A 20,787-nucleotide genomic window follows, 5' to 3' on the forward strand; every position below is an offset into this window, starting at 1 on the left:
TCCGGACCGGTTGAAGACGCTACTTGGCGGCCTCCTTCCGGCGAAGCATGTCCAGGTAGACAGCCACCAGGATCACAACGCCGATAGCCACGTTCTGCCACTCCTGCGGCACCGAGATGACGCGCAGGCCGTTGGTGAGGACGGACATGATGAGGGCACCAATGACCGTGCCGACGATGGAGCCCTTGCCTCCGGCCAAGGACGTCCCACCGATCACGACGGCGGCAATCGCCTGGAGTTCATACCCCATGCCCTGTCCTGGCTGGGCTGAGTTGAGCCTTGCAGCGATGATCACGCCGGCCAGCCCGGTGAAGGCTCCTGCGGCTGTGTAGATCCAGAGCTTCCAGCTGCGGACGTTGATGCCCGAGAGCGCCGTCGCTTCCTCGTTGGAGCCGATGGAGAAGGTGTAGCGGCCCAACAGGGTCTTGCTCATGACCACGCCGGCCAGTGCTGCCGCTCCGAAGAAAATGAAGACAGCGTTGGGAATGACCAGCCCGGCAATGGGTTTGCCAAGGGCAAGGTTGGCGAAACCCTCAGTACCTGTGAAATAGATGGGCTTGGTTCCGGAAACCACCAGCGCCATGCCCTGGCAGACGAGCATGGTGGCCAAGGTGGCGATGAATGGTGGGATTTTCAGGAAGGAAATGAGGAAGCCGTTTACGGCCCCGATCACTGCTCCCATCAGGATGCCACCCACAATACCGGCCCATATCGGCAGGCCCAGATACGTCAGCACGACGCCAACCATCACAGAACACAGGCTCATGCCGGTGCCCACGGAGAGATCGATCCCGCCAGTGACGATGACGAACGTCGCACCGAGGGCAAGGAGCCCGATGACCACCGTGGAAAGCAGGATGTCCGAGAGGTTGCCCGGCAGCAGGAACCGGGCGTTCATGACGCCGAAGAATACCACCAGGACAATCAGCGAGCCGAAGGCCAGGAGCTGCTGCAGGGACGAGCGCAGCCGCAGGGAGAGGCCTTGGCCGCGTGGCGGTGAAGACGGCGCCGTCAACACCTTTGATTCTTTCGGTGTGGGGGTTTCTACAATGCTCATGAGGTTGGTGCTCCTGTGGTGATGGAGACGCGCCGGGTGGCAAGTTCCATGATGTTTTCCTGGGTGGCTTCTGCGTTATTGAGGAAGCCGGTGATCCGCCCTTCGCACATAACGGCGATCCGGTGGGACAGGCGGAGGACTTCGGGCAGTTCCGAGGAGATCATGATGATCGCCTTGCCTTCGGCCGCAAGTTCGTTGAGGAGTTTGTAGATCTCGTCTTTGGCTCCGACATCGATGCCCCTGGTGGGCTCATCGAAGATGAGGATGTCACAGTCCTTCACGAGCCATTTGGCGATAACTACCTTCTGCTGGTTGCCGCCCGAGAGGTTGCGGGCCAGCTGCCTGATGGACGGCGTTTTGATCCGGAGCTTGCGGGCGTATTCGTCGGCGGTGCGGCGCAAAGCAGCGTCCTTGATAAAGCCGCCCGCCGAGTTCTCCACAAGCGAGGAGAGCATGATGTTTTCCTTCACATCGCGCTCCAGCATGAGACCCAGATGCTTTCGGTCCTCCGAGAGGTAACCGATGCCCAGCTTCGCCGCTACGGCCGGGTTGGGAATCTGGACGTCGGCCCCGTTCACTTTAAGGTGTTCGAAGCTGGCCTTGTCCGCGCCCACCAGTGCCCTCGCAACTTCGGTTCGTCCGGCGCCCATGAGTCCGGCAAATCCCAGGATCTCGCCCCTGCGGAGCGCGAAGCTGACACTCTTCAGGAGGGAAGAGGTAGTGAGCCCTTCAACGGAAAGTACGACGTCGTCCGCGTGGTCTGCAGCGTCGGCCGGCGGGCGCTGGTCACCGGAAATCGAACGTCCCACCATCAGCGAGATGACCTCCTGCATGCTGGTTTTTTCGGTGTCCACAGTGTCCACGTACTCGCCGTCGCGGATAACGGTAACGCGCTGGGAAATCTGCTTGAGTTCATCCATTCGGTGCGAAATGTAGATGACTCCCGTCTCCGGCGAGACAAATCCGCGGATCAGTTCATGCAGGGTGGCCACTTCGGCATCGTTCAGGGCCGCGGTGGGCTCGTCCATGATGATCACCTTGGAGTCATGACTCAAGGCCTTGGCGATCTCCACCATTTGCTGTTTGGCCACCGTCAGATCACCGCAGCGCTCCCTTGGATCCAGCTTGAGGCTCATCCGGTCGAACAGGTCCTGGGTCTTCCGGTTCAGTGCCCGCTCACTGAGCATCCCAAAGCGGCGGGGTTCCCGGCCGATGTAGATGTTCTGGGCGACGGTCAGGTCGGCCATCAGGTTGAACTCCTGATGGATGATGCTGATGCCCAGCTCCTGGGCATGCTTAGGTCCGGTAGGCGTAAAGGCCACACCGTTGAGTTCAAACGTTCCCTCATCCGGGACGTAGATGCCGGAAAGCAGCTTCATCAAGGTGGATTTGCCTGCACCGTTTTCGCCCACAAGAGCCAGCACTTCACCGCGCCGAAGGTCCAAATGCATGTTGTGCAGTGCCCTGACCCCGGGGAAGCTCTTCTCCACGCCGTGCACGGACAACAGTGGTGTCTGATTCGCCGTCATGCTTTCACCTCGTCCTGCCTGGTTAATGTTGATTCCGTTTCCGGGGTGGTTGCTTCCACTGACGATGCAGGCAGCCCGGAGTTTTCCAGTCCATAAGTACGGGCCGCGGTGCCTTCGAGGAAAGCGTGCCGCTCGGCGGGGCCCAGGTCGGCAGCCAGTTCGAGCAGTACCTCCACTGTGCGGCGGTAGGGCGCTCCGAGCGTGCTGACCGGCCAATCCATGCCGATCATCAGCCTCTCGGGTCCAAAAGCTACGAGCGCCTCTTCCCAAAGGGGACGTAATGCCTTGGCCGTGTATTCCAGTCCTGGCAAGTGCAGCCCCGAGACCTTGGCTACCGTGTTGGGCAACTCAGCCAGAGCCCGGAACTCGCGGCGCCAGCGCTCCAACTCACCGCATGACCCGTTGCCTCCGGAGGTGACGGTGCCCGAGAGCGGCGGTTTGCCTAGGTGATCCAGGACCACGGTGAGTTCAGGAAGGTCCCTGGCAAGGTCAACGGCACGCTGCAGGTGCCGGGGATAGGCGTCCGGGACGTCCAGGGTCAGTCCCTTGGCGGACAGCAGCTTCAGCGATTCCCTCACCTCAGGCAACTCCAGGAAGTCATCCCGCGGGTCGTTGTGGACGAGGTGGCGGACTCCACGGAACTTCGGGTTCTGGCCCAGCCGTTCCAGCGCGGCCTCCGCCTGCTCAGGCTGTTCCAAAGGGATCCAGCCGACGACGGCGAGCACCCAGTCGTTGCGGTCAGCTGCGGCCAGCATAAATTCTGTATCAGAGATGGCGTCGTCTGCCTGCACCAGCACCGCTCCGCTGACACCGGCGTCAACCAGTGTTTCCTGTGCCTCCGCTTCGCCGTAGCTGCGGAAGAGGGAACCATGCTGAGGACCGAGCCATGAGTACGGGCGCCGCGGCGCCCCTGGCTCGACCGGCTGGTCGGCGGCAGGTGGCAGTTCCCAGAGATGAAGATGCGAATCGATCATGCCGGGATCAACCTCCGCTGTGAAAGTTCCGCCCAAAGTTCCTCCGGGACCTCTTCTTCCATCCGATTGGCACTGTCTCGGATCTGTTCAGGCGACGTTGCCCCGACCGTCACATTGACAACGGCGGGGTGGCGCAGGCCGAACTGGAGGGCCGCCGTCGGCAGTTCCACTCCATAGCTGGCGCAGATGACTGCCAGTTGGCGAGCGCGTTCCAGCAGCTCGTGCGGTGCCTGCCCGTAGTTGTAATGGGCGTCAGCGGGAATATCCTGCCGGGCCAGTATCCCGGAGTTGTAGGCTCCGACGTTGACTACTCCGGTGCTCTTCTCTACGCATCGCTCCAAGAGGGGCACCTGGGGCTGCTCCAGAAGGGTGTACCGGCCGGCCAGCATCACGAGGTCCAGATCGGCAGCCTCCACGCATTCAAGGGCGGCTTCAGCCGAGTTGATCCCCACACCGATGGCGCGTACCAGCCCTTCAGAACGGAGCTTTTCAAGAGCAGGAAGTCCATCGCTGATTCCTCCGGCGAGGTCATGGATATCGGCATCGTGAAGGTAGGCGATGTCCACGTAGTCCAAGCCCAGACGTTCCAGCGATTCCTCGATGCTCCGCCGGATACCACGCTCAGTGAAGTCCCAGACACGCCGGCTCGCTGCGGGTACGTCAAAGCCCTCCGGGTCGCGTGGCACGGCCGCGTCGGTCTCACCGGCGGTCACACCCTGCTTTGGTACAAGGAGGCGCCCGACCTTGGTGGAGATGACGAATTCCTGCCTGGGCTTACCTTGGAGGAAAGCCCCGAGACGGTGTTCGGACAAGCCCAGGCCGTAGTGCGGGGCCGTATCGAAGTATCTGATGCCGGCGTCCCAGGCTGCCTGTGTGATCGCCCCGGCAGTGTTGTCGGACATTGCACGGTAGAGATTGCCAAGCCCGGCGGCCCCATAGCCCAGCCTGCCGAGTTGCAGGGGGCCGGCTTGCGGCCTGCCGGCTGCGGAAGAAAGGTTCGCGCTCATGGCAGCTCCCAGACCAGCGGAACACCTGAATCGTTGCCGGTGTAATCGTCTTCGATCTCCAGCAACTCAGCCATGCGGGCTTGCCACGCGAGGTTGACAGGGTGCTGGGCAAGGGCTTTACGCATGGCCTTGTAGTCCTCTACTTCCACCACATGAATCAGTTCCAGGCCGCTGCGCCAGATGCGCCAATTGGCGACGCCTGCATCCTTCAAGGCAGTGACCAGCTCTGCCGGGATGGCAGCGTGCGCGCCAGCATAGGCCTGTGCTGCTCCCGGCTTCAGCCTGGTGTGCAGAACGATAGTCTCAGGCATCAGCCGCGGCCTCTTTGAGAGCCAGCTCCCGCTCGGGGGGCAAGTGATCGGTCGGGTGGTGACCGGCAGGCTGGTGACCGTCCGCGGCGTTGCCGCTCCAGGTGGCGCCGTCGGGAAAGCTGAACGTAGTCAATGTTTGCCGGTGCATTTCCGCGCCGGCGCCGGGTGCTGAGGGCGGCCAGTAGCAGCCTCCGCGGACATCCACGGGGGTGATGAAATGCTCGTGGAGGTGGTCCACAAATTCAATCATACGGTCGCCCTTTTCTCCGGAGACAGCAATGAAATCGAACATTGAAATATGCTGAACGGCCTCGCAAAGGCCAACCCCGCCTGCATGCGGACAGACCCGGATACCGAACTTCGCGGCCAGCAGCAGGATGGCGATGTTCTCGTTCACTCCCGCCACCCGTGCAGCGTCAAGCTGGAGCACTTCGATGGCACCGGCCTGCAGAAGCTGCTTGAACATGACCCGATTCTGCACGTGTTCACCGGTGGCAACCGGGATTGGTGCAACACCCCGGGCTATGGCGGCGTGTCCCAGAATGTCGTCCGGGCTGGTGGGTTCCTCAATCCACGCGATGTCATAGGGTGCCAAATGTGCCATCCAGTCAATGGCTTCCTGAACGTCCCACCGCTGGTTGGCGTCGACGGCAATCTTGATGTCAGAACCCACGGCCTCGCGGGCTACACGCACACGTCGGATGTCATCCTCCAGCGAGGCACCCACTTTGAGCTTAATTTGGGTGAAGCCGTCAGCAACAGCTTCCTTGGCCAGGCGTGAAAGCTTCTCGTCGCTGTACCCCAGCCATCCCGGTGTTGTGGTGTAGCCGGCGTAGCCCTCGGCAAGGAGCCTGGCGTGCCGTTCAGCCCTGCCCGGCTCGGCACGGCGCAATATCTCCAGCGCTTCCTCCGGCGTCAGCGCATCACTGAGGTAACGGAAGTCAACCAGGGCTACGATCTCCTCCGGGCTCAAGGATGCCAGCAACTCCCAGAGCGGAAGCCCCGCACGCTTGGCCTTAAGGTCCCACAGGGCGTTCACCACGGCGCCGATCGCCATGTGCATCACGCCTTTTTCCGGGCCCAGCCACCGCAGTTGGGAGTCGTGGACCAGGAGGTTCCAGGTCCCGCCCATGTCCGCGAGCAATTCCTCGGCGTTCCGGCCCAGAATGTGGGGACGCAACGCGTCGATGGCTGCGGCCTCGACTTCATTGCCGCGCCCGATGGTGAACACGAAGCCGTGTCCCTCCAGGCCATCGCCGGCATCTGTGCTGATGATCAGGTAGGCCGCTGAGTAATCGGGATCCGGGTTCATGGCGTCGGAGCCGTCCAGTTCCTGGGACGTGGGGAAGCGGATATCAAAGGTTTCTACCGCCGTTATGACGCTCATAATGCTCCTGACTGTACAGCGGCCGGAAGGGGCGCTTCGTGGCCGACCGGGCACATCACCAAGCTGCCGGGTCGGGGATCTGGAATTAACCTAAACATCCGATGTTTCACTTGTCAATGGGTAACTATTGCGTAGTATTAGGGAAGGGCCGGAGCAAAAGCTCGGATGTTAGCGGCACACCTTGCGCCAAAAGTCAGAGGAGATTATGAATATCAAGCTGGTCCGTTTGGGCGAACCCGGCAAAGAAGAGCCGGCGGTGGTCACCACTGACGCCAACGGGGACGAAAAATACTTCAGCCTGGCGCCACTGACCCAGGACGTCGACGGCGTCTTCCTGGCAAACGAGGGCATCTCCCGCACTCGGCACGCCCTCGCTGCCGGGACTCTGCCTGAGATTTCCGCAGCGGGCCTTCGGGTCGGAGCACCGGTCGCCCGCCCCGGCGCCATCGTCTGCATAGGCATGAACTACGCTGCCCACGCTGCCGAATCAGGTGCGGCGCCGCCGGAGATTCCAGTGGTGTTCCTCAAACCGTCAAACACCATCAGCGGACCATTCGACGCTGCCCCCATCCCGCCGTCGTCCGCAAAATACGACTGGGAAGTTGAACTCGGAGTGGTTATCGGGCGGGCGGCCAGCTACCTTGCTGACCCCGCCGATGCCATGGATTACGTCGCAGGATATGTCGTCGCCAATGATCTCTCCGAGCGCGATTACCAGTTGCCCGGCGCGGCCGGTCAATGGACCAAGGGCAAATCCCTGCCAGCCTCCACACCACTGGGTCCCTGGCTTGTTCCTGCGGATGAGATCGATCCCGGCCGGCTGAGGCTGCGGTCCCTGGTCAATGGTGACGTCCGTCAGGATTCTTCAACCGCGGATCTGATCTTTGACGTGGCTACCCTGGTGCACCATCTCAGCCAGTACATGCTCCTGGAGCCGGGCGACGTGATCCTCACCGGTACCCCGGAGGGAGTGGCGTTGTCGGGCCGCTTCCCGTTCCTCCAGCCAGGGGATGTAGTAGAGCTCGACATAGAAGGACTGGGCCGGCAGCGCCAGGAGTTTTACCGGCAGGGTGCAGGGCAGTGACTACGTTAGGAAACAGTGCAGTGAACAGCGAATTTGAAGGCCTGGTGGCCCTCGTCACCGGAGGAGCGTCGGGGATCGGGGCGGCAGTCGCGGACAGGCTCGCGGCTGGCGGCGCCCAGGTAGCAGTCCTGGATCTGAATCCTGACGCCACGCCGCATTTCGGAATTGAATGCAATGTTGCGGACGACGCTTCGGTGCGGACCGCCGTCGAAAGCGTCACCGCCCGCTTCGGCAGGCTGGATATCGTGGTCAACAACGCGGGCATCGGAGCCATGGGTGACATTGCCGCGAACGGCGACGACGAATGGGCGCGGGTGCTGGACATCAACGTGGTGGGGGTCGCCAGGGTGACCCGCGCGGCCCTCCCCCACCTGCGCCAATCGCCTGCAGCAGCCATCGTCAACACCTGTTCCATCGCCGCCACCGCAGGGCTCCCCCAGCGGGCCCTCTATTCGGCATCGAAAGGCGCAGTCCTGTCCTTGACACTGGCCATGGCTGCCGATCACATCCGTGAAGGCATCCGCGTGAACTGCGTGAACCCTGGGACAGTGGACACACCTTGGGTCTCCCGGCTGCTAAGCCAGGCTGCCGATCCTGACGCCGAGCGGGCCGCTCTCAACGCACGCCAGCCGCATGGCAGGCTCGTGGCCGCGGAGGAAGTGGCTGAGGCTGTGGCTTACCTGGCAAGCCCCCGCTCGGGGTCAACCTCCGGCACGGCCCTGGCGGTCGACGGCGGCATGCAGGGACTGCGGCTCAGGCCGCTCAGCTGATCTTGCGACGATAGATGGTGGCCGCGAAGGTGTAGGCGACCACGAGAATCCCGACGAGCTACAGGGAGCAGCAGCCTCCGGACGCACTTTCCGCAGCGTCAGCCCACGTGCACCCAAGGTCGCTTGCTAACGTCAGGCTCCGCTTCGCGCAACACCTCGCGCGTGACGGGGGCAATCTCACCCTCGCCCAGGAACAGGAAGCGCAGCAGGTTCGCAACGGGGTTTCCTTCAGTCCAACGGAAGTAGACGTGCGGCATCAAACCTGTTGCGTCGCGGATATGGAAGAGTACGGAGGCGATGGTGTTGGGGACCACCGGGCCGTGGACCTCCAGGATGCGGTAGCCGTGACGGACAATCCCGCGGACGTGGAGTTCTGTTTCAAAGTCGGAGGAATCGTCAACGATCACTTCCAAGAAGAGGGCCTCGTGTGCCAGGGGAAGGTGGCTGACCTCGATAGCGGACCTGAGCTTGTCCCTGTACGCCTCGGCGGATGTCCGGAGCGGCTCGTGGGCGATGATCGTTATGGGCCCGTCCAGGTTGGAGGACATAAACTCCAGTGCCTCCTGGTCAAGGTGGACACGGGTGGCGTGCAGCTCGAAGGAACGACGGACACGCGATAGCAGGGACACAACGATGATGCCCAGGATGAACACCCCGGCGATCCTGATGCCTTCAGGCCGTTCAATAATGTTCGCCACGGTTGTGTACGTAAACACCACAGCGATGGTCCCGAAGCCGATCGTTTGTTTGCGCTCCTTCCGCCGCCGGGCGGAAAGGGTGACGGCCACTGCTGCCGAGGTCATCAGCACCAGCACACCGGTGGCGTAGGCGCCGCCTTGGGCGTCGACGTCGGCCTCAAAGAGGTAGGTGATCAGGAAGCCGACCAACGTGAACACCAGCACCAGTGGACGGACTGCTTTTGCCCACTCAGGTGCCATGCCATACCGCGGCAGGTACCTGGGGACCAGATTCAGCAGCCCGGCCATCGCCGAGGCGCCTGCGAACCACAGAATCGCGATCGTACTGATGTCGTAGACGGTACCGAATCCGAGGCCGAGATATTGGTGCGCGAGGTAGGCCAAGGCCCGGCCGTTCGCCTGGCCGCCGTCCTGGAATTCCTGCTCCGGGATGAGCACCACCGTGATGAAGCTGGTGGTGATGAGGAACGTGCTCATGATCACCGCGGCGGTGGTCAGCATCCGCCGCGTTCCCCGGATGCGCCCGGTTGGGTTCTCCTCGGTGTCATCCACATCTCCCCGGACCTGGGGCATGACGGCCACCCCGGTTTCGAAGCCGGATAGCCCGAGTGCCAGCTTCGGAAACACAATCAGTGCGACGGCGACGGCCATCAGCGGGTTGCCATGGGACGTCCACAGGGTTGCCCACCAGTCACCGACGGCGACGGGATGGTTGATGACGCCAACAATCGTTACTGCCACGACCACTGCATTGAGGCCCAGATAGATGATGACGAGGACGACGGCGACGTTGATGGCTTCCTTGAATCCGCGCAGGAACACCGCTGCCAGCAGAGCGAGCAGGAAGAGCGTGACGAGGACGTTCTGTCCATGAAGCCAGTCAGGGACGATCGGGTTCTCAATCAGGTGAGCGCTGGCATCAGCGGCCGAGAGCGTCATGGTGATCATGAAATCGGTGGCAGCAAACCCCAGGAGAACAAGGACGAAGAGCTTGCCGCCCCAGCGTGGCAGCAGGCGCTCAAGCATCGCGATGGACCCCTCCCCGCGAGGGCTTTCTCCGGCGACGCGACGGTAGACAGGTAATGCGCCGAAGAGGGTGACCGCTACCAGCACGAGTGTGGCGAGCGGAGAGATAACACCGGCAGCTAGGGCAGCAATGGCCGGCTGATAGCCAAGGGTGGAGAAGTAGTCCACACCTGTCAGGCACATCACCTGCCACCAGGGATGCTTCTTTTCCTGGCGCGAGGTCACCCCGCCTGGACCCTGGTGGCTGCCTTTACTGTCCTGGAGCCCGAACAGCAGCCAACTTTTCACTGCTGCTTTGCCCACCTGCCTGGAGGGCGAGGGGTCCGCCGGAGGCCTGCTCAAAGTGGTCACTGGTTTCCTTTCCGTGCGGCGCACAACGGCACCGCGACCGGAGCCGAAACTACCAGCGGCTTGGAACCGAAATTCCGGAAAGGGGATTTTTTTGATGAATCCTTTACGCCTGCATAATCAGAACACCGGTAGCCCGGTCAGGGCTCGAAGCGGTATCCCATGCCGGCCTCGGTGAGCAGGTGCGTGGGCCGGGCGGGATCGTCTTCCAGCTTGCGGCGGAGTTGTCCCATATAGACGCGCAAGTACTGGGTTTCACTCCCATACGCGGGACCCCAGATCTTTTTCAGCATCTGCTGCTGGGTGATAAGGCGGCCAGGGTTGCGGACCAGGAGCTGGAGAATTGCCCACTCCCGCGGAGTCAGCCGCACCAGTTCGCCGTCGCGGGTGACCTTCTGGTTAATCAGGTCAACACTGAAACCGCCGGCGTCAACGACGCTGACCTGTTCACCGCCGTCGGAGGCCGTGAGGCGCCGTTCCGCGACGCGCAGCCGTGCGAGGAGTTCGTCGAGGCCGAAGGGTTTGGTGACATAGTCATCCGCCCCGGCGTCGAGGGCTCGTACTTTGTCCTCGGATCCATGCCTGGCGGACAGCACGATGATGGGTGTGCCGGACGTGCGGCGGACCTTGGTGATGATGTCCACGCCGTTGATATCGGGCAGTCCCAGGTCAAGGACGATGAGGTCAGGATGGTGGTTTTCCGCATGCTGGAGGGCTGTCATTCCGTCCAGGGCAACCAGCACCTGATATCCCTCCGCCTGCAGGTTGACCTGGAGTGCGCGGAGCAATTGCGGTTCGTCATCCACCACAAGGACTGTTCTCATCAGGCACCTCCGGATTCGTGGGCGGTTGGTCCCATCGTCCCTGGCCCGGCAGAGGTTCCGGCCCCGGCAGAGAGGGGGAGGCGGATGATCATGGTGAGCCCGCCTCCCGGCGTTGGTTCTGCCGTTAATGTTCCGCCCATCGCTTCGGTGAAACCTTTGGCAACGGCCAAACCGAGTCCGATTCCGAGGCCTTCCGGTGCGTCGTCGAGGCGCTGGAAAGGCTGGAACATGGCAATGACGTCTGTGGCCGGGACGCCCTGGCCGTGGTCCACAATCCGCAGCTCACCGCACGGCCGGCCATCGACCGTGCCAACCACGGAAGCGCTCGAGGGTCCCAGGATGACGACGTCGGAGTCGGGCGCGTATTTGAGGGCGTTCTCCACGATGTTGGCGACGACCCGCTCCAGCATGCCCAGATCGGCGTCAACCGCCGGCATGTTCGGGGCCAGTTCCACCCGCAAGCGTCCCGCGGATATTCCCCGCAGTGAGTCTTCGATGGCGTCGCGCCAAGTGACTGGAGCGGTGTGGGGCGCGATCGCGTCGCTGGATATCCTGGACATGTCCAGTAGATTGCCGATGAGGGCATCCAAGCGGTCCGAGTACGAGTCGATCGTCTGCAGCATCTCGGCCTGGACCTCCTCGGGCAGCCGGGCGTGCTGCCGCTGGAGGGCGGTGACTGCCAGTTTGATTCCTGCCAGCGGTGTCCGCAGGTCATGGCTGACGGCACGCAGGATGGCAGTCCTGATCTTGTTTCCCTCGGCAAGCTTCGTCGTCTGCTCAAGGCTGCGCTTAAGCGCCTGCCGCTGTTGCAGCAGGAGAAGGTGGGCCCCGTGGGCTGACAGCAGGCGGCGCTCTCCCGCTGTGAGCGTTCGGCCGGAGACGACGACGGCGGTCAACGGATCAGCCAGTTCGGTAGTGTCAGTACTGGAATCCGGCGTTCCTGGAGGGAGGGGCGGGGACTCGCCTGCATAGGCCTTCAACTCCCACCCCTCCTGGCCCGCAGCGGCCCGTCTCGTGAAGAGCCCAGCGGACCGGACACGGAAGGTTTCCCGGACTTTTTCAAGGAATGCCCCGACGGTGTCGTCGGCAAGGAGGGCACCGCGCGCCAAATCAGCAAGAGTGGCGGCCTCCGCACGGGCGAGGGCAGCCTCACGCGAGCGTTTCGCGGAGATGCCCACCACCAGGGACACCGCCACTGCCACCCCCAGGAACACCCCAAGGGCAAAGAGGTTCTGGGGATCATCGATGCTGAACGTGCCTACGGGACCCGTCTCAAAGTAGTTGATCAAGAGAGAATCCAGAATGGCGGCAACCACTGCCGGCCACAGGCCTCCGATGAACGCCACGGCAATAACGCCCGTCAGATGGACCAGAACGTGTGTGGCAAGGTTCAGCTCCGGACCAAGGGACATCAACGCGGTGGCCAGGACCGGCAGAAGAACCGCCAGCACAAAACCCAGACCCGTTCTGGTCCGGCCCAGTAGTCCGGGCACCCGCCGTGGCAGCGACCGCGGAGCCCAGGGATGCGACACCATGTGGACATCAATGTCACCTGAGTCCCGGACCACCTTGGCCGCCACGCCGCCGCCCAGGAACCTTTTGAAACCGCGGGAAACGCCCACCACGATCTGGGTGGCGTTCACGTCTCGGGCAAACTCAAGCAACCCGTCGGCCGGGTCATCAACGGCCAGGGTGTGGTAGCTTCCGCCGAGTTCTGTCACCAGGCGGTGCTGGATCTCCAAGTCATGCAAAGATGCTGTGGCAGCACCGTCAGCACGGCGGGCATGAACCGCCAGCAGATCGCCGCCGCTGACCCTGGACAGGATTCTGGATGCGCGGCGGATAAGTACTTCCCCCTCGGGGCCTCCGCTGAGTCCGACAACCACGCGTTCGCGTGCGGGCCAGCTGGTGCGGATGCCCTCCACCTCCCGGTACTTCGCGAGTCCTTCATCCACCCTGTCGGCAAGCCAGATGAGGGCGATCTCCCGCAGGGCCGAGAGGTTTCCGAGCCTGAACTCGTTAGCGAGCGCAGTGTCGATCATGTCCGGCGGATAGACGTTTCCTTCAGTCAACCGCTGCCGCAACAACTCGGGTGAAACATCAACCAGCTCGATCTGGTCGGCCCTCCGCACCACCTCATCGGGCACCGTTTCCGGCCGGGGAACCTCGGTTATGGCGGCCACCACATCACCTAGCGACGTCAGCTGCTGGATATCCACGGTCGAAAGGACATCGATGCCGGCGGCCAGGAGCTCCTCCACGTCCTGCCAGCGCTTTTCGTTACGGCTGCCGGGCGCGTTGTTATGACCGTACTCATCAACGATTGCGACCTCCGGATGGCGGGCCAGGACGCCGTCGACGTCCATTTCCGCGAAGTCCGCATCCTGTTGCACACCCCCTGATCCGGCAGCGGCCGGTATGACTTCCAGTCCGGACAAAAGCTTTTGCGTCTGCGGCCGGCCCTTGTCATACGCGATGGCCACCACAACATCCCGTCCGGCTGCCAGGAGCTGGTGGGCTTCCTGCAACATGGCATACGTTTTGCCGGCACCTGGAGCTGCGCCCAGGAAAATGCGAAGAGAGCCCCGTGACATCCTCACATTCTGTCAGCCTTGACCAGGGGACGTGTCCGTTTCTACGGCCTGAGGAGGTTGCAGGGCCATGGTCTCAGCACCGAAGCTGCCGAGCAGTTGAAGGGAATCGGCCGACGCCGACCCCGGCTTTGCGGAAAACACCCGCAGCACCTGATCCGGATCGTCCAGGCGTGCCAAATCTTCGAAGTTCAGTTCCAGGTCGCCAACGATCGGGTGGTGGAGGCGCACTACGCCGGCCGATCCTTTGGCGACCCGGTGCCCTGCCCACCACTGGCGGAAGTGCTCGCTGCGTACTGCGAGTTCGCCCACGAGCTGATTGGCCCGGGGATCGTTGGGATGGCGTCCGACATCCGAGCGGAGAGTTCCCACGGCTTCGGACGCGACCGCCTTCCAATCCCGGAATAGCTCCCGGGCGGCGGGCGCGAGAATGAGCCAGCGGGTGAGGTTCCGCTCCGTTTCCGGCATGGCAGGGAAGTCGGCAAGCAACAGGAACGCAAGAGGATTTCCGGCCAGAACATCGGTCCGGCGCCCCAGGACCAGGGCGGGCACATTCCCCACGGCATCGAGAAGCTGCAGCAGCGCAGGCCGAACGCCCTGTGCCGGTATCGGCGAAGACTCCTCACAGTTCTCGAGAAGGTCAAGCATGTGCGCGTGTTCGCTGGGATTCAGCCTCAGTGCCCGGGCTACCGAATCCAGCACCGCCCGGGAGGGATGAATATTCCTGCCCTGTTCCAGCCGGGTGTAGTAGTCAGTGCTGACATCGGCCAACCGCGCGATCTCCTCACGCCGCAGGCCAGGCACACGGCGGGCTCCGGACGTCGTGCTGATTCCGGCTTGCTCCGGACTCATCCGTGAGCGCATCGCCTTCAGGAACTTTCCAAACTCTACGCTCTGACCCATGGTTTCCATTGTCCATGGTCGGATCCGTGATGCGTGTAGTTACAGGAGGAGGCAGGGCGACCGATTTGGTCACCCTGCCTCCCCTTGCATGCTGCGCTGTCCGCGCGCCCGTCCTTCGGGCTACCTGTTGCGATGGAGTGCGGGAACGGCAGCACGCGCACCGGACCACGAGTCCGGCAGCAGTGGCGCCGGTCAGAGTTTGTCAGACCGGACTGCGAGTACCGGGCAAGTGGCGTCCAGCAATATGCGCTGAACAGTGCTTCCCAGGATGAGCTTGCCGACCATCGACCGGTGCCTCAGGCCGATGACAATCATTTCGGCGCTGCGGTCTTGTGCGATCTGGATGACCGCGTCCCCCGGATCTGCGAGGACCGAGGATTCGATGGTCAGGGCCAGCCCGGCCTCGGTCAGTCGGCCGTCCAACTCCTGCAGTTCCTGCTCATCCAGGTCGTGGTGGCCACGGCCTACATTGACGATGAGCAGGTCTGACTTCCGCAGATGGGCTTCCTTGATCCCCTCCGTCAGCGCCTCCCTGCCTTCGGGAGCGGGTGCATAGGCTACGAGTACGGTCATTTTTTATTCTCCAATGGCTTTCGATGTGCCGTGCGTCGGATGCTAGACGAATGTGTTCAGCCATCCCTGCGGAAGGTCTATTGGCAGCAGAGAGGGTAGTGCCAGGAGTACGACGTACAGCACCAGGGTATAAACGACGGCGGTCTTGACGCGGGCTCGCGCCACGGTCAGCAGGAACGCGGGGATGAAGATCGTGACTGCAACCAGGTATCCGAAGGCGGCGGTGAGAGCCAGGAAGCCTGTCATCCATAGGAAGGTCTTCAACGCGAACTTTGCGTCAAGGGTCCAACCTGCCTTCGTGGTCTGTGTGTCAAGGATCCCCTCTGGCTCCGCAGCAAGGGTCGCATCTGCCTTCGGGGTTCTGTCGCGAAGCCTTCTCCGGGTCTCAATGAAGAGCAGGATGCCGGAGAAGATCAGGCCTCCGGTGCTCACCAACTGGGGGACCAGCCTGGCTTCCGGTGAGAATGAGAACGACGCGACTAAGGCCGCGGCGAAGGCGACGAAGAAGATTCCTGATGCTACGAGGGACCAGGTTGAATTCTTCAGCGGGGCTTCGTCGTCCTCGGGCTGCTCGTCCCGGTGTCCGTCGTCGACATTGGTGTGGCGACGGGCGCGAATGAACTTAGTGAACGCCCAGATCATGGGCAGTATCAGGATTGCCAGGAAGAACAGTACACCGGGGCGAGCCATCCAATCGAAGCCTTCGTACAGGCTGTCGGTGAGGAAATAGTAGCGTTCCAGCGGGATTGCCAGGACGAAGCCGATCAGGAATGGTGCCCGGGGGAAGCCTGTCGATTTCAGCAGCCAGCCGAATGCGCCGAGGACGATCATGATCCAGAGGTCGCCAAGCTGGCCGCCTTCTTGGAATGAGCCCAGGAGCATGATGGCTACAAGGCCTGCCGCCAGTACAGCGAAGGGGACCTTTGTCAGCTTGGCGAGCTGCTTGACGCTGAGGAAGCAGAGCAGTGCGCCAAGAACGGAGGCGATGGCGAAGGACCAGACGATCAGGTACATCAGATCGAGGTGCTCGGTAATGATGGAAGGGCCAGGCTGGATGCCGTAGGTGAGGAGCATTCCCAGGAGCATCGCGGAGGGGACGCCGCCGGGGATGCCGAACAGCAGGGTGGGGATCAGGTCGCCGGCCTCCACGGAGTTGTTGGCGCTTTCGGGGCCCACTATGCCGCGGGGGTCGCCCTTGCCGAACTGCCGCTTATCCTTTGCCGTCGCCACGGCCTGGCCGTAGGCCATCCAGGTTCCTGCCGTGGCGCCGACGCCAGGCAGGACGCCGGCCCAGATGCCGATGAGTGCTCCGCGGATGACCTGAGTCCAGTGGGTGAGCCACTCTCGGATGCCTTGTCCCCAGCCGCCGCCGAGGGTGATGATTTGCTGCTGACCACGGCGCTGGCTGGCGCGGGACGCAATTTCCGCCAGTCCAAAGACACCAAGGGCTACAGCTACGAGCGACAGGCCGTCGCCGAGGAACAGACTCCCGAACGTAAAGCGCTCCTCCGCCGTAGTCGGTGACGTCCCGACCATCCCGAGGATCAGGCCAAGGAGGCCTGCGGAGACTCCCTTGATGATATTTCCGCGGGAAAGGACGGCGGCAAGAGCCACACCGAGGACGGTCAACATGAAGAGCTCCGGACTGGCAAAGGAAAGGACCAGAGGCCGGGCCAACGGGATGGCCAGGGTCAGACCGACTGCGCCGATGATGCCGCCGGCCATGGAGGACAGGAACGCCAGGGTTAGGGCCCGCGCCGCTTGTCCTTTCTTTGCCATGGAGTAACCATCGAGCATGGTCACGCTGGCTGAGGCGGAGCCGGGGGCGCCGAGCAATACCGCCGAGACGGTGTCTGACGTATGAACTACGGCGAGGGCGCCGATCAGGAGTGCCAAAGCCTGGGGCGGTTCCATTCCGAACGTAATGGGCAGCAGGATGGCGACGGCGCCTGTGCCGCCGAGGCCGGGGATGAGGCCCATGATCAGACCGGCGACCGTGCCGATCAGGAGCATGATGAGCAGGGAGGGGTCAGCGAGGGATGCCAGCGCTGCCATTGCGGAGTCAAGCATGATGCTCCTTATTCAACGTGGATGTCGTATTTGCTCGCGAGCAGCCCGGTGACATAGGACCGGACGGAGCCGCTGACTTTGTAGGCGTCCCTGACGCGGTCGGCTACGCCGGCGTCCGCAACCAGGGGGTAGCCGCCGAGCACTTTGGCGGCCTTCTTTTGGAATTCTGCATCTGCACCGAGTTTTTCGCTGGACTGGCGCAGCAGATCGTAGGCGTTCCCGGGGGTCTCTTGCGGAACCCAAAGCCCTTTTTGGTAGGTGTAGGTCAGCCCGAGCAGGGTCTTGTAGGCCTCGTACTTTTCGCCCGAGGGTTTCTTACCGTGGAGCGTTTCATAGGCTTCTGCCACTGTGGGCACGTCGGGGAAGTTGGGGTCACGGATGACGTCTCCCGCTTCGTTCACCTGGCCGAAGGACATCAGGACGACGGCTTTGCCTTCCTTGACAATGCCTGCGACGGCGGAGCCGTAGGCTGACGTTGTCTGGTAATCCAGGTCGATTTCCCCGCGCTGAAGTGCCAGGTTGACCGGTCCCCGGCCCTCGAACCCGAAGGTGCTTGTCACGTCGGCTTCGAGCAGGTCGAAGGCTACCAGGGTGGTGATGTCGAGGCCTGTGGCACTGATACCACCGAACTCAAGCGGCTGGTCCCTGTTAATCAGGTCCTCCAAACCCGCCACCCCTGCTTCGGCACGGGCGTAGATGACTCCGCCGGTGCCGTTCACAACGACAGGCTTAAGGTCTTCAAAGGAGTACTTCACCGCCGAGCGTCCCAGAACCCACGGCACTACGGTGGAGGCCGTGCCAACCAGGATCTCGGTGCCATCGGTCTTGGCTGAGCGGGCGAACCTGTTAGTGCCCAGAATGCCTTCGCCGCCCGCGTCGTTCACGGGTGCAAAACCAGGCCGACCTGGAACATAGTTGGTCAATTCTGTGCCGATGAACCGAGCCCAGGTATCTGTTCCACCGCCTGAAGCCAAGGGAATCAGGAATTCGAGGGTTTCGCCGCTAAAGTCGCCGTCGTCGGTGCTGGAGGGCGGGTTCAGCAAGCTTCCGCCCAGGACGGTAGTTGCAGTGCCCAGCAGCGCGAAGGCGCCTACGGCTGTGAGGATGGTGCGCCGGGAGTGCTGGGGCGGATCAGGCTGTTCGCTCGGCTCGGCTTGCCCATCGGTACCTTCCGGAGCGAGCCCCGGCGGTTCCAAGGATGACATTTTGCTCGTCATTGAGAAATCCTTTGGTTAGGGCCTACCTCAATGCAACACCACTCCGGCAGCAATAAGAGGACAGCCTGTTATTTTTGTGTTCCGCTACCAGGACTCTGGTAGCAGCAGTTCGGCGTCCGCGATGAGGCGGGCACTCCGAATGGTTCCGACGACTGGCACGCCGTCGCGAATTTCCGCCCATGTCTGGACGATGCCGGCTGGAGTGCGCATGATCAGCCCGGATGAAGGATCAGTTGTGAGGAGGTCTCTGACCACTGTGCCTTCTTGCTGCGCGGCCATGGTCAGTGCGACGCTCCCCGTGATGGCCAAGGCCGGATGGAGCCTTCCCATGGACAGCATCCTCACGTTGAGGTCAGCTTCATCGTCCTGGGACGCTTTGCCCACCAGAGCCAGCTTCGGGATCGCCCGAGCGGCTTCAGCCCGTGTGGCCGCAAGGCCCATGCGTACCGCGGCGTCTCTGCGAACGTCGTCCAAATGCACAAGGAGTGCAGCCTGGCTGTCGATGTCCGCGGCCGTCTCTGTACCGCTGAGGCCGATAGATTCAGCGTCCAGAATGATCAGGGGAGCTCCTGCATCGATGAGCGTGGCCGAAACTTCACGCCCATCGAAGGTCACCTTCTCCACGGGTTCGCCGGTGGGAAAGAGCTTTCCTGTGGTCTTCCCGGCCGGGTCCAGGAATCCCATGCCCACCGAAAGCCCGGGGAACGGAACGCCGGGAATCAGTTGGGTGCCCGGATCCTGAAGCTGGCCGTCCGGCGTCGGAACCCTCTGCAAAATTAGCTGATCAGTGTTGGTGTTCAGCGTCCGGACCGACGTGTTCTCCTGGCCGGGAGCCACCCAACCTCGCTGGATTGCGTACGGTGCGACTACGGCCGAGCAGTTGCCGCAGTTGCTGCCCCAGTCCACCCGCTGCTCGTCAATGGCCACCTGTGCGAACGTGTAGTCGACATCGGCCTCGTCGCTGAGGGAGCGGGACAGGATGACGGCCTTGCTTGTGGTGGACGTTCCGCCTCCGACGCCGTCGACCTGACGGTTATCGGGGCTGCCGAAAAGACGCAGAAGAACTTCGTCGACGCTTTTCCCGGGGACCTGGAGATTGTCCCACTCAAACACCCAGCATTTGCTGGTTCCGCCCCGCATCCACGCTGCTGGGATCCTGAACATAATTGCTGCCACACCTTCCTTAGCCCTTCATTTGGGCTTGTGAGCCTGTCGGCTGGTCTCAGTGTGATCCGTCACTCGTATGAATTACAAACGCCAGTTTGTGCACCTCTATGCACTTATACTTCAATCATTAGGTTCGCAGGAAGGCTCATGTGGGCGACTTGAAACGCCTTGAGGAAGATTCCTCCGATTTAACCTGCGGGAGAGCGGCATGCATGAAGCATGCGCATAGGATTGTGCAGGGGGAGTAAGAATTACTTCAAAGAGGGGCGGGGCTTGTGCTTAACATTCGAAGACTTGAATTGCTGTTGGACGTAGTCGAACTTGGATCGATTACCGCTGCTGCAGAAAAGCACGTGTACTCCCCGTCGGGAGTGTCACAGCAGCTGAGGCGTCTGGAAGCCGAAATCGGGCAGCCGCTTCTTCAGCGGCAAACACGCGGGATGGTTCCCACGGATGCCGGGCATGTCCTGGCTGCACACACGCGCCGTATCCTGCGGCAGATGGCTGCCGCTGAAGCGGATCTGGCAGAGATCGCGGGTCTCCACCGTGGCAGCCTCACGATGGGGACCTTTCCCACTTTGGGAGGTTCCTTCCTGCCGCTCGTGATCAGCCGGTTCAAGAAGGAGTACCCGTCGATCGAGCTGCACGTCCGCAGCAGCCGTTTCGAGGACCTGGTTGAAATGCTGGAAAACGGCCAGGTTGGGATGTCGCTTCTCTGGGACTACGAATGGAATCGGATCAGCCCTGGGGATTTTGCCCTGACTACTGTGTTCGAGGACGCCACTGCGCTTATCGTCGGCAAGGACCACCGGCTTGCGCGTCGGAAGCAAGTAGACATGGCAGACCTTGCCACAGAAGAGTGGATCGTTCGCGGTGATGCCCATCCGGTGGTCGAAGTACTGCAAAGAAGCGCACGTGCTGCGGGGTTCACTCCACGAATCGCTTTCCAGGCCAACGACTATCAGGAGGCTCAAGCCATGGTCAGTGTTGGCCTGGGTATAGCGCTTGCTCCGCGAACCGCCGTCGTAAATAAGCATCCCGGTGTCAGCATAGTTTCCCTCGGTTCGAGCGCCCCGTCCCGGAGGGTGCTCCTCGCGCACCGTCACGACAGGGTAAGGGCCGCCGCGGAAATGGCCTTCCAGGCAACGCTCCTGGAAGTCGCCAAAGACACGACCGCGGACTTCCGGTGAAGGAATGCTGGAACGTCCAGCGTGACGGGTGGCCCCTGTGGGTATCGTCAGCAGTTCCTGC

At 62.4% G+C, this 20,787-nt stretch carries 17 protein-coding genes; 3 read left to right on the forward strand and 14 right to left on the reverse strand.

Annotated elements, in window-relative coordinates; all coding sequences use genetic code 11:
• Positions 1–19: 19 nt before the first annotated feature.
• The 6 genes from M1D88_RS19865 to M1D88_RS19890 are packed head-to-tail and all read right to left on the reverse strand — an operon-like array spanning position 20 to position 6,265.
• On the reverse strand, positions 20–1,057 hold the full coding sequence (locus tag M1D88_RS19865; protein WP_458112425.1) for an ABC transporter permease: 1,038 nt from the start codon (positions 1,055–1,057) through the stop codon (positions 20–22).
• On the reverse strand, positions 1,054–2,586 hold the full coding sequence (locus tag M1D88_RS19870) for a sugar ABC transporter ATP-binding protein (RefSeq protein WP_458112426.1): 1,533 nt from the start codon (positions 2,584–2,586) through the stop codon (positions 1,054–1,056). The genes M1D88_RS19865 and M1D88_RS19870 overlap by 4 nt, the downstream gene beginning before the upstream one ends.
• Positions 2,583–3,560 (reverse strand): amidohydrolase family protein, encoded by a 978-nt coding sequence (locus M1D88_RS19875; protein ID WP_458112427.1) that lies wholly within the window; start codon positions 3,558–3,560, stop codon positions 2,583–2,585. The genes M1D88_RS19870 and M1D88_RS19875 overlap by 4 nt, the downstream gene beginning before the upstream one ends.
• A complete protein-coding gene (locus M1D88_RS19880) occupies positions 3,557–4,567 on the reverse strand; it encodes an aldo/keto reductase (RefSeq protein WP_458112428.1) in 1,011 nt (336 codons plus the stop codon). Before M1D88_RS19880 ends, M1D88_RS19875 begins: the two co-directional genes overlap by 4 nt.
• Positions 4,564–4,878 carry an L-rhamnose mutarotase gene (locus M1D88_RS19885; RefSeq protein WP_458112429.1) on the reverse strand — a complete coding sequence of 105 codons (315 nt, stop codon included), beginning with the start codon at positions 4,876–4,878 and terminating at the stop codon, positions 4,564–4,566. Before M1D88_RS19885 ends, M1D88_RS19880 begins: the two co-directional genes overlap by 4 nt.
• Entirely contained in the window at positions 4,871–6,265 is a 1,395-nt protein-coding gene (locus M1D88_RS19890; protein WP_458112430.1) for an L-fuconate dehydratase, read from the reverse strand. Before M1D88_RS19890 ends, M1D88_RS19885 begins: the two co-directional genes overlap by 8 nt.
• 205 nt (positions 6,266–6,470) lie before the next feature.
• Here M1D88_RS19890 and M1D88_RS19895 point away from each other — a divergent pair, with 205 nt between their 5' ends.
• Positions 6,471–7,349, forward strand: coding sequence for a fumarylacetoacetate hydrolase family protein (locus M1D88_RS19895; RefSeq protein WP_458112431.1), 879 nt, complete (start codon positions 6,471–6,473; stop codon positions 7,347–7,349).
• Positions 7,350–7,369: 20 nt separating this feature from the next.
• Positions 7,370–8,119, forward strand: a complete 750-nt coding sequence (locus tag M1D88_RS19900) for an SDR family NAD(P)-dependent oxidoreductase (protein ID WP_458112432.1) — start codon at positions 7,370–7,372, stop codon at positions 8,117–8,119.
• Positions 8,120–8,217: 98 nt separating this feature from the next.
• Here M1D88_RS19900 and M1D88_RS19905 read toward each other — a convergent pair whose 3' ends face one another.
• The 8 genes from M1D88_RS19905 to M1D88_RS19940 form a co-directional block, all read right to left on the reverse strand.
• Positions 8,218–10,194 (reverse strand): amino acid transporter, encoded by a 1,977-nt coding sequence (locus M1D88_RS19905; protein ID WP_458112433.1) that lies wholly within the window; start codon positions 10,192–10,194, stop codon positions 8,218–8,220.
• 137 nt (positions 10,195–10,331) lie between these two features.
• Positions 10,332–11,015 (reverse strand): response regulator, encoded by a 684-nt coding sequence (locus M1D88_RS19910; protein ID WP_458112434.1) that lies wholly within the window; start codon positions 11,013–11,015, stop codon positions 10,332–10,334.
• Positions 11,015–13,609: a DUF4118 domain-containing protein gene (locus tag M1D88_RS19915; RefSeq protein ID WP_458112435.1), complete on the reverse strand. Its 2,595-nt coding sequence runs from the start codon at positions 13,607–13,609 to the stop codon at positions 11,015–11,017. Before M1D88_RS19915 ends, M1D88_RS19910 begins: the two co-directional genes overlap by 1 nt.
• Positions 13,610–13,621: 12 nt before the next feature.
• Positions 13,622–14,509: a helix-turn-helix transcriptional regulator gene (locus M1D88_RS19920; RefSeq protein ID WP_458112436.1), complete on the reverse strand. Its 888-nt coding sequence runs from the start codon at positions 14,507–14,509 to the stop codon at positions 13,622–13,624.
• A 192-nt stretch (positions 14,510–14,701) separates the two neighbouring features.
• Entirely contained in the window at positions 14,702–15,082 is a 381-nt protein-coding gene (locus M1D88_RS19925) for a universal stress protein (protein ID WP_458112437.1), read from the reverse strand.
• Positions 15,083–15,124: 42 nt separating this feature from the next.
• On the reverse strand, positions 15,125–17,152 hold the full coding sequence (locus M1D88_RS19930; protein ID WP_458112438.1) for a tripartite tricarboxylate transporter permease: 2,028 nt from the start codon (positions 17,150–17,152) through the stop codon (positions 15,125–15,127).
• Positions 17,153–17,160: 8 nt separating this feature from the next.
• On the reverse strand, positions 17,161–18,369 hold the full coding sequence (locus tag M1D88_RS19935; RefSeq protein ID WP_458112439.1) for a Bug family tripartite tricarboxylate transporter substrate binding protein: 1,209 nt from the start codon (positions 18,367–18,369) through the stop codon (positions 17,161–17,163).
• Positions 18,370–18,453: 84 nt separating this feature from the next.
• Positions 18,454–19,533 carry a PrpF domain-containing protein gene (locus M1D88_RS19940; RefSeq protein ID WP_458114585.1) on the reverse strand — a complete coding sequence of 360 codons (1,080 nt, stop codon included), beginning with the start codon at positions 19,531–19,533 and terminating at the stop codon, positions 18,454–18,456.
• 278 nt (positions 19,534–19,811) lie between these two features.
• Here M1D88_RS19940 and M1D88_RS19945 point away from each other — a divergent pair, with 278 nt between their 5' ends.
• Positions 19,812–20,726, forward strand: a complete 915-nt coding sequence (locus M1D88_RS19945; protein ID WP_458112440.1) for a LysR family transcriptional regulator — start codon at positions 19,812–19,814, stop codon at positions 20,724–20,726.
• The last annotated feature ends 61 nt before the right edge of the window (positions 20,727–20,787 follow it).

Source organism: Arthrobacter sp. R1-13 (assembly GCF_054161475.1).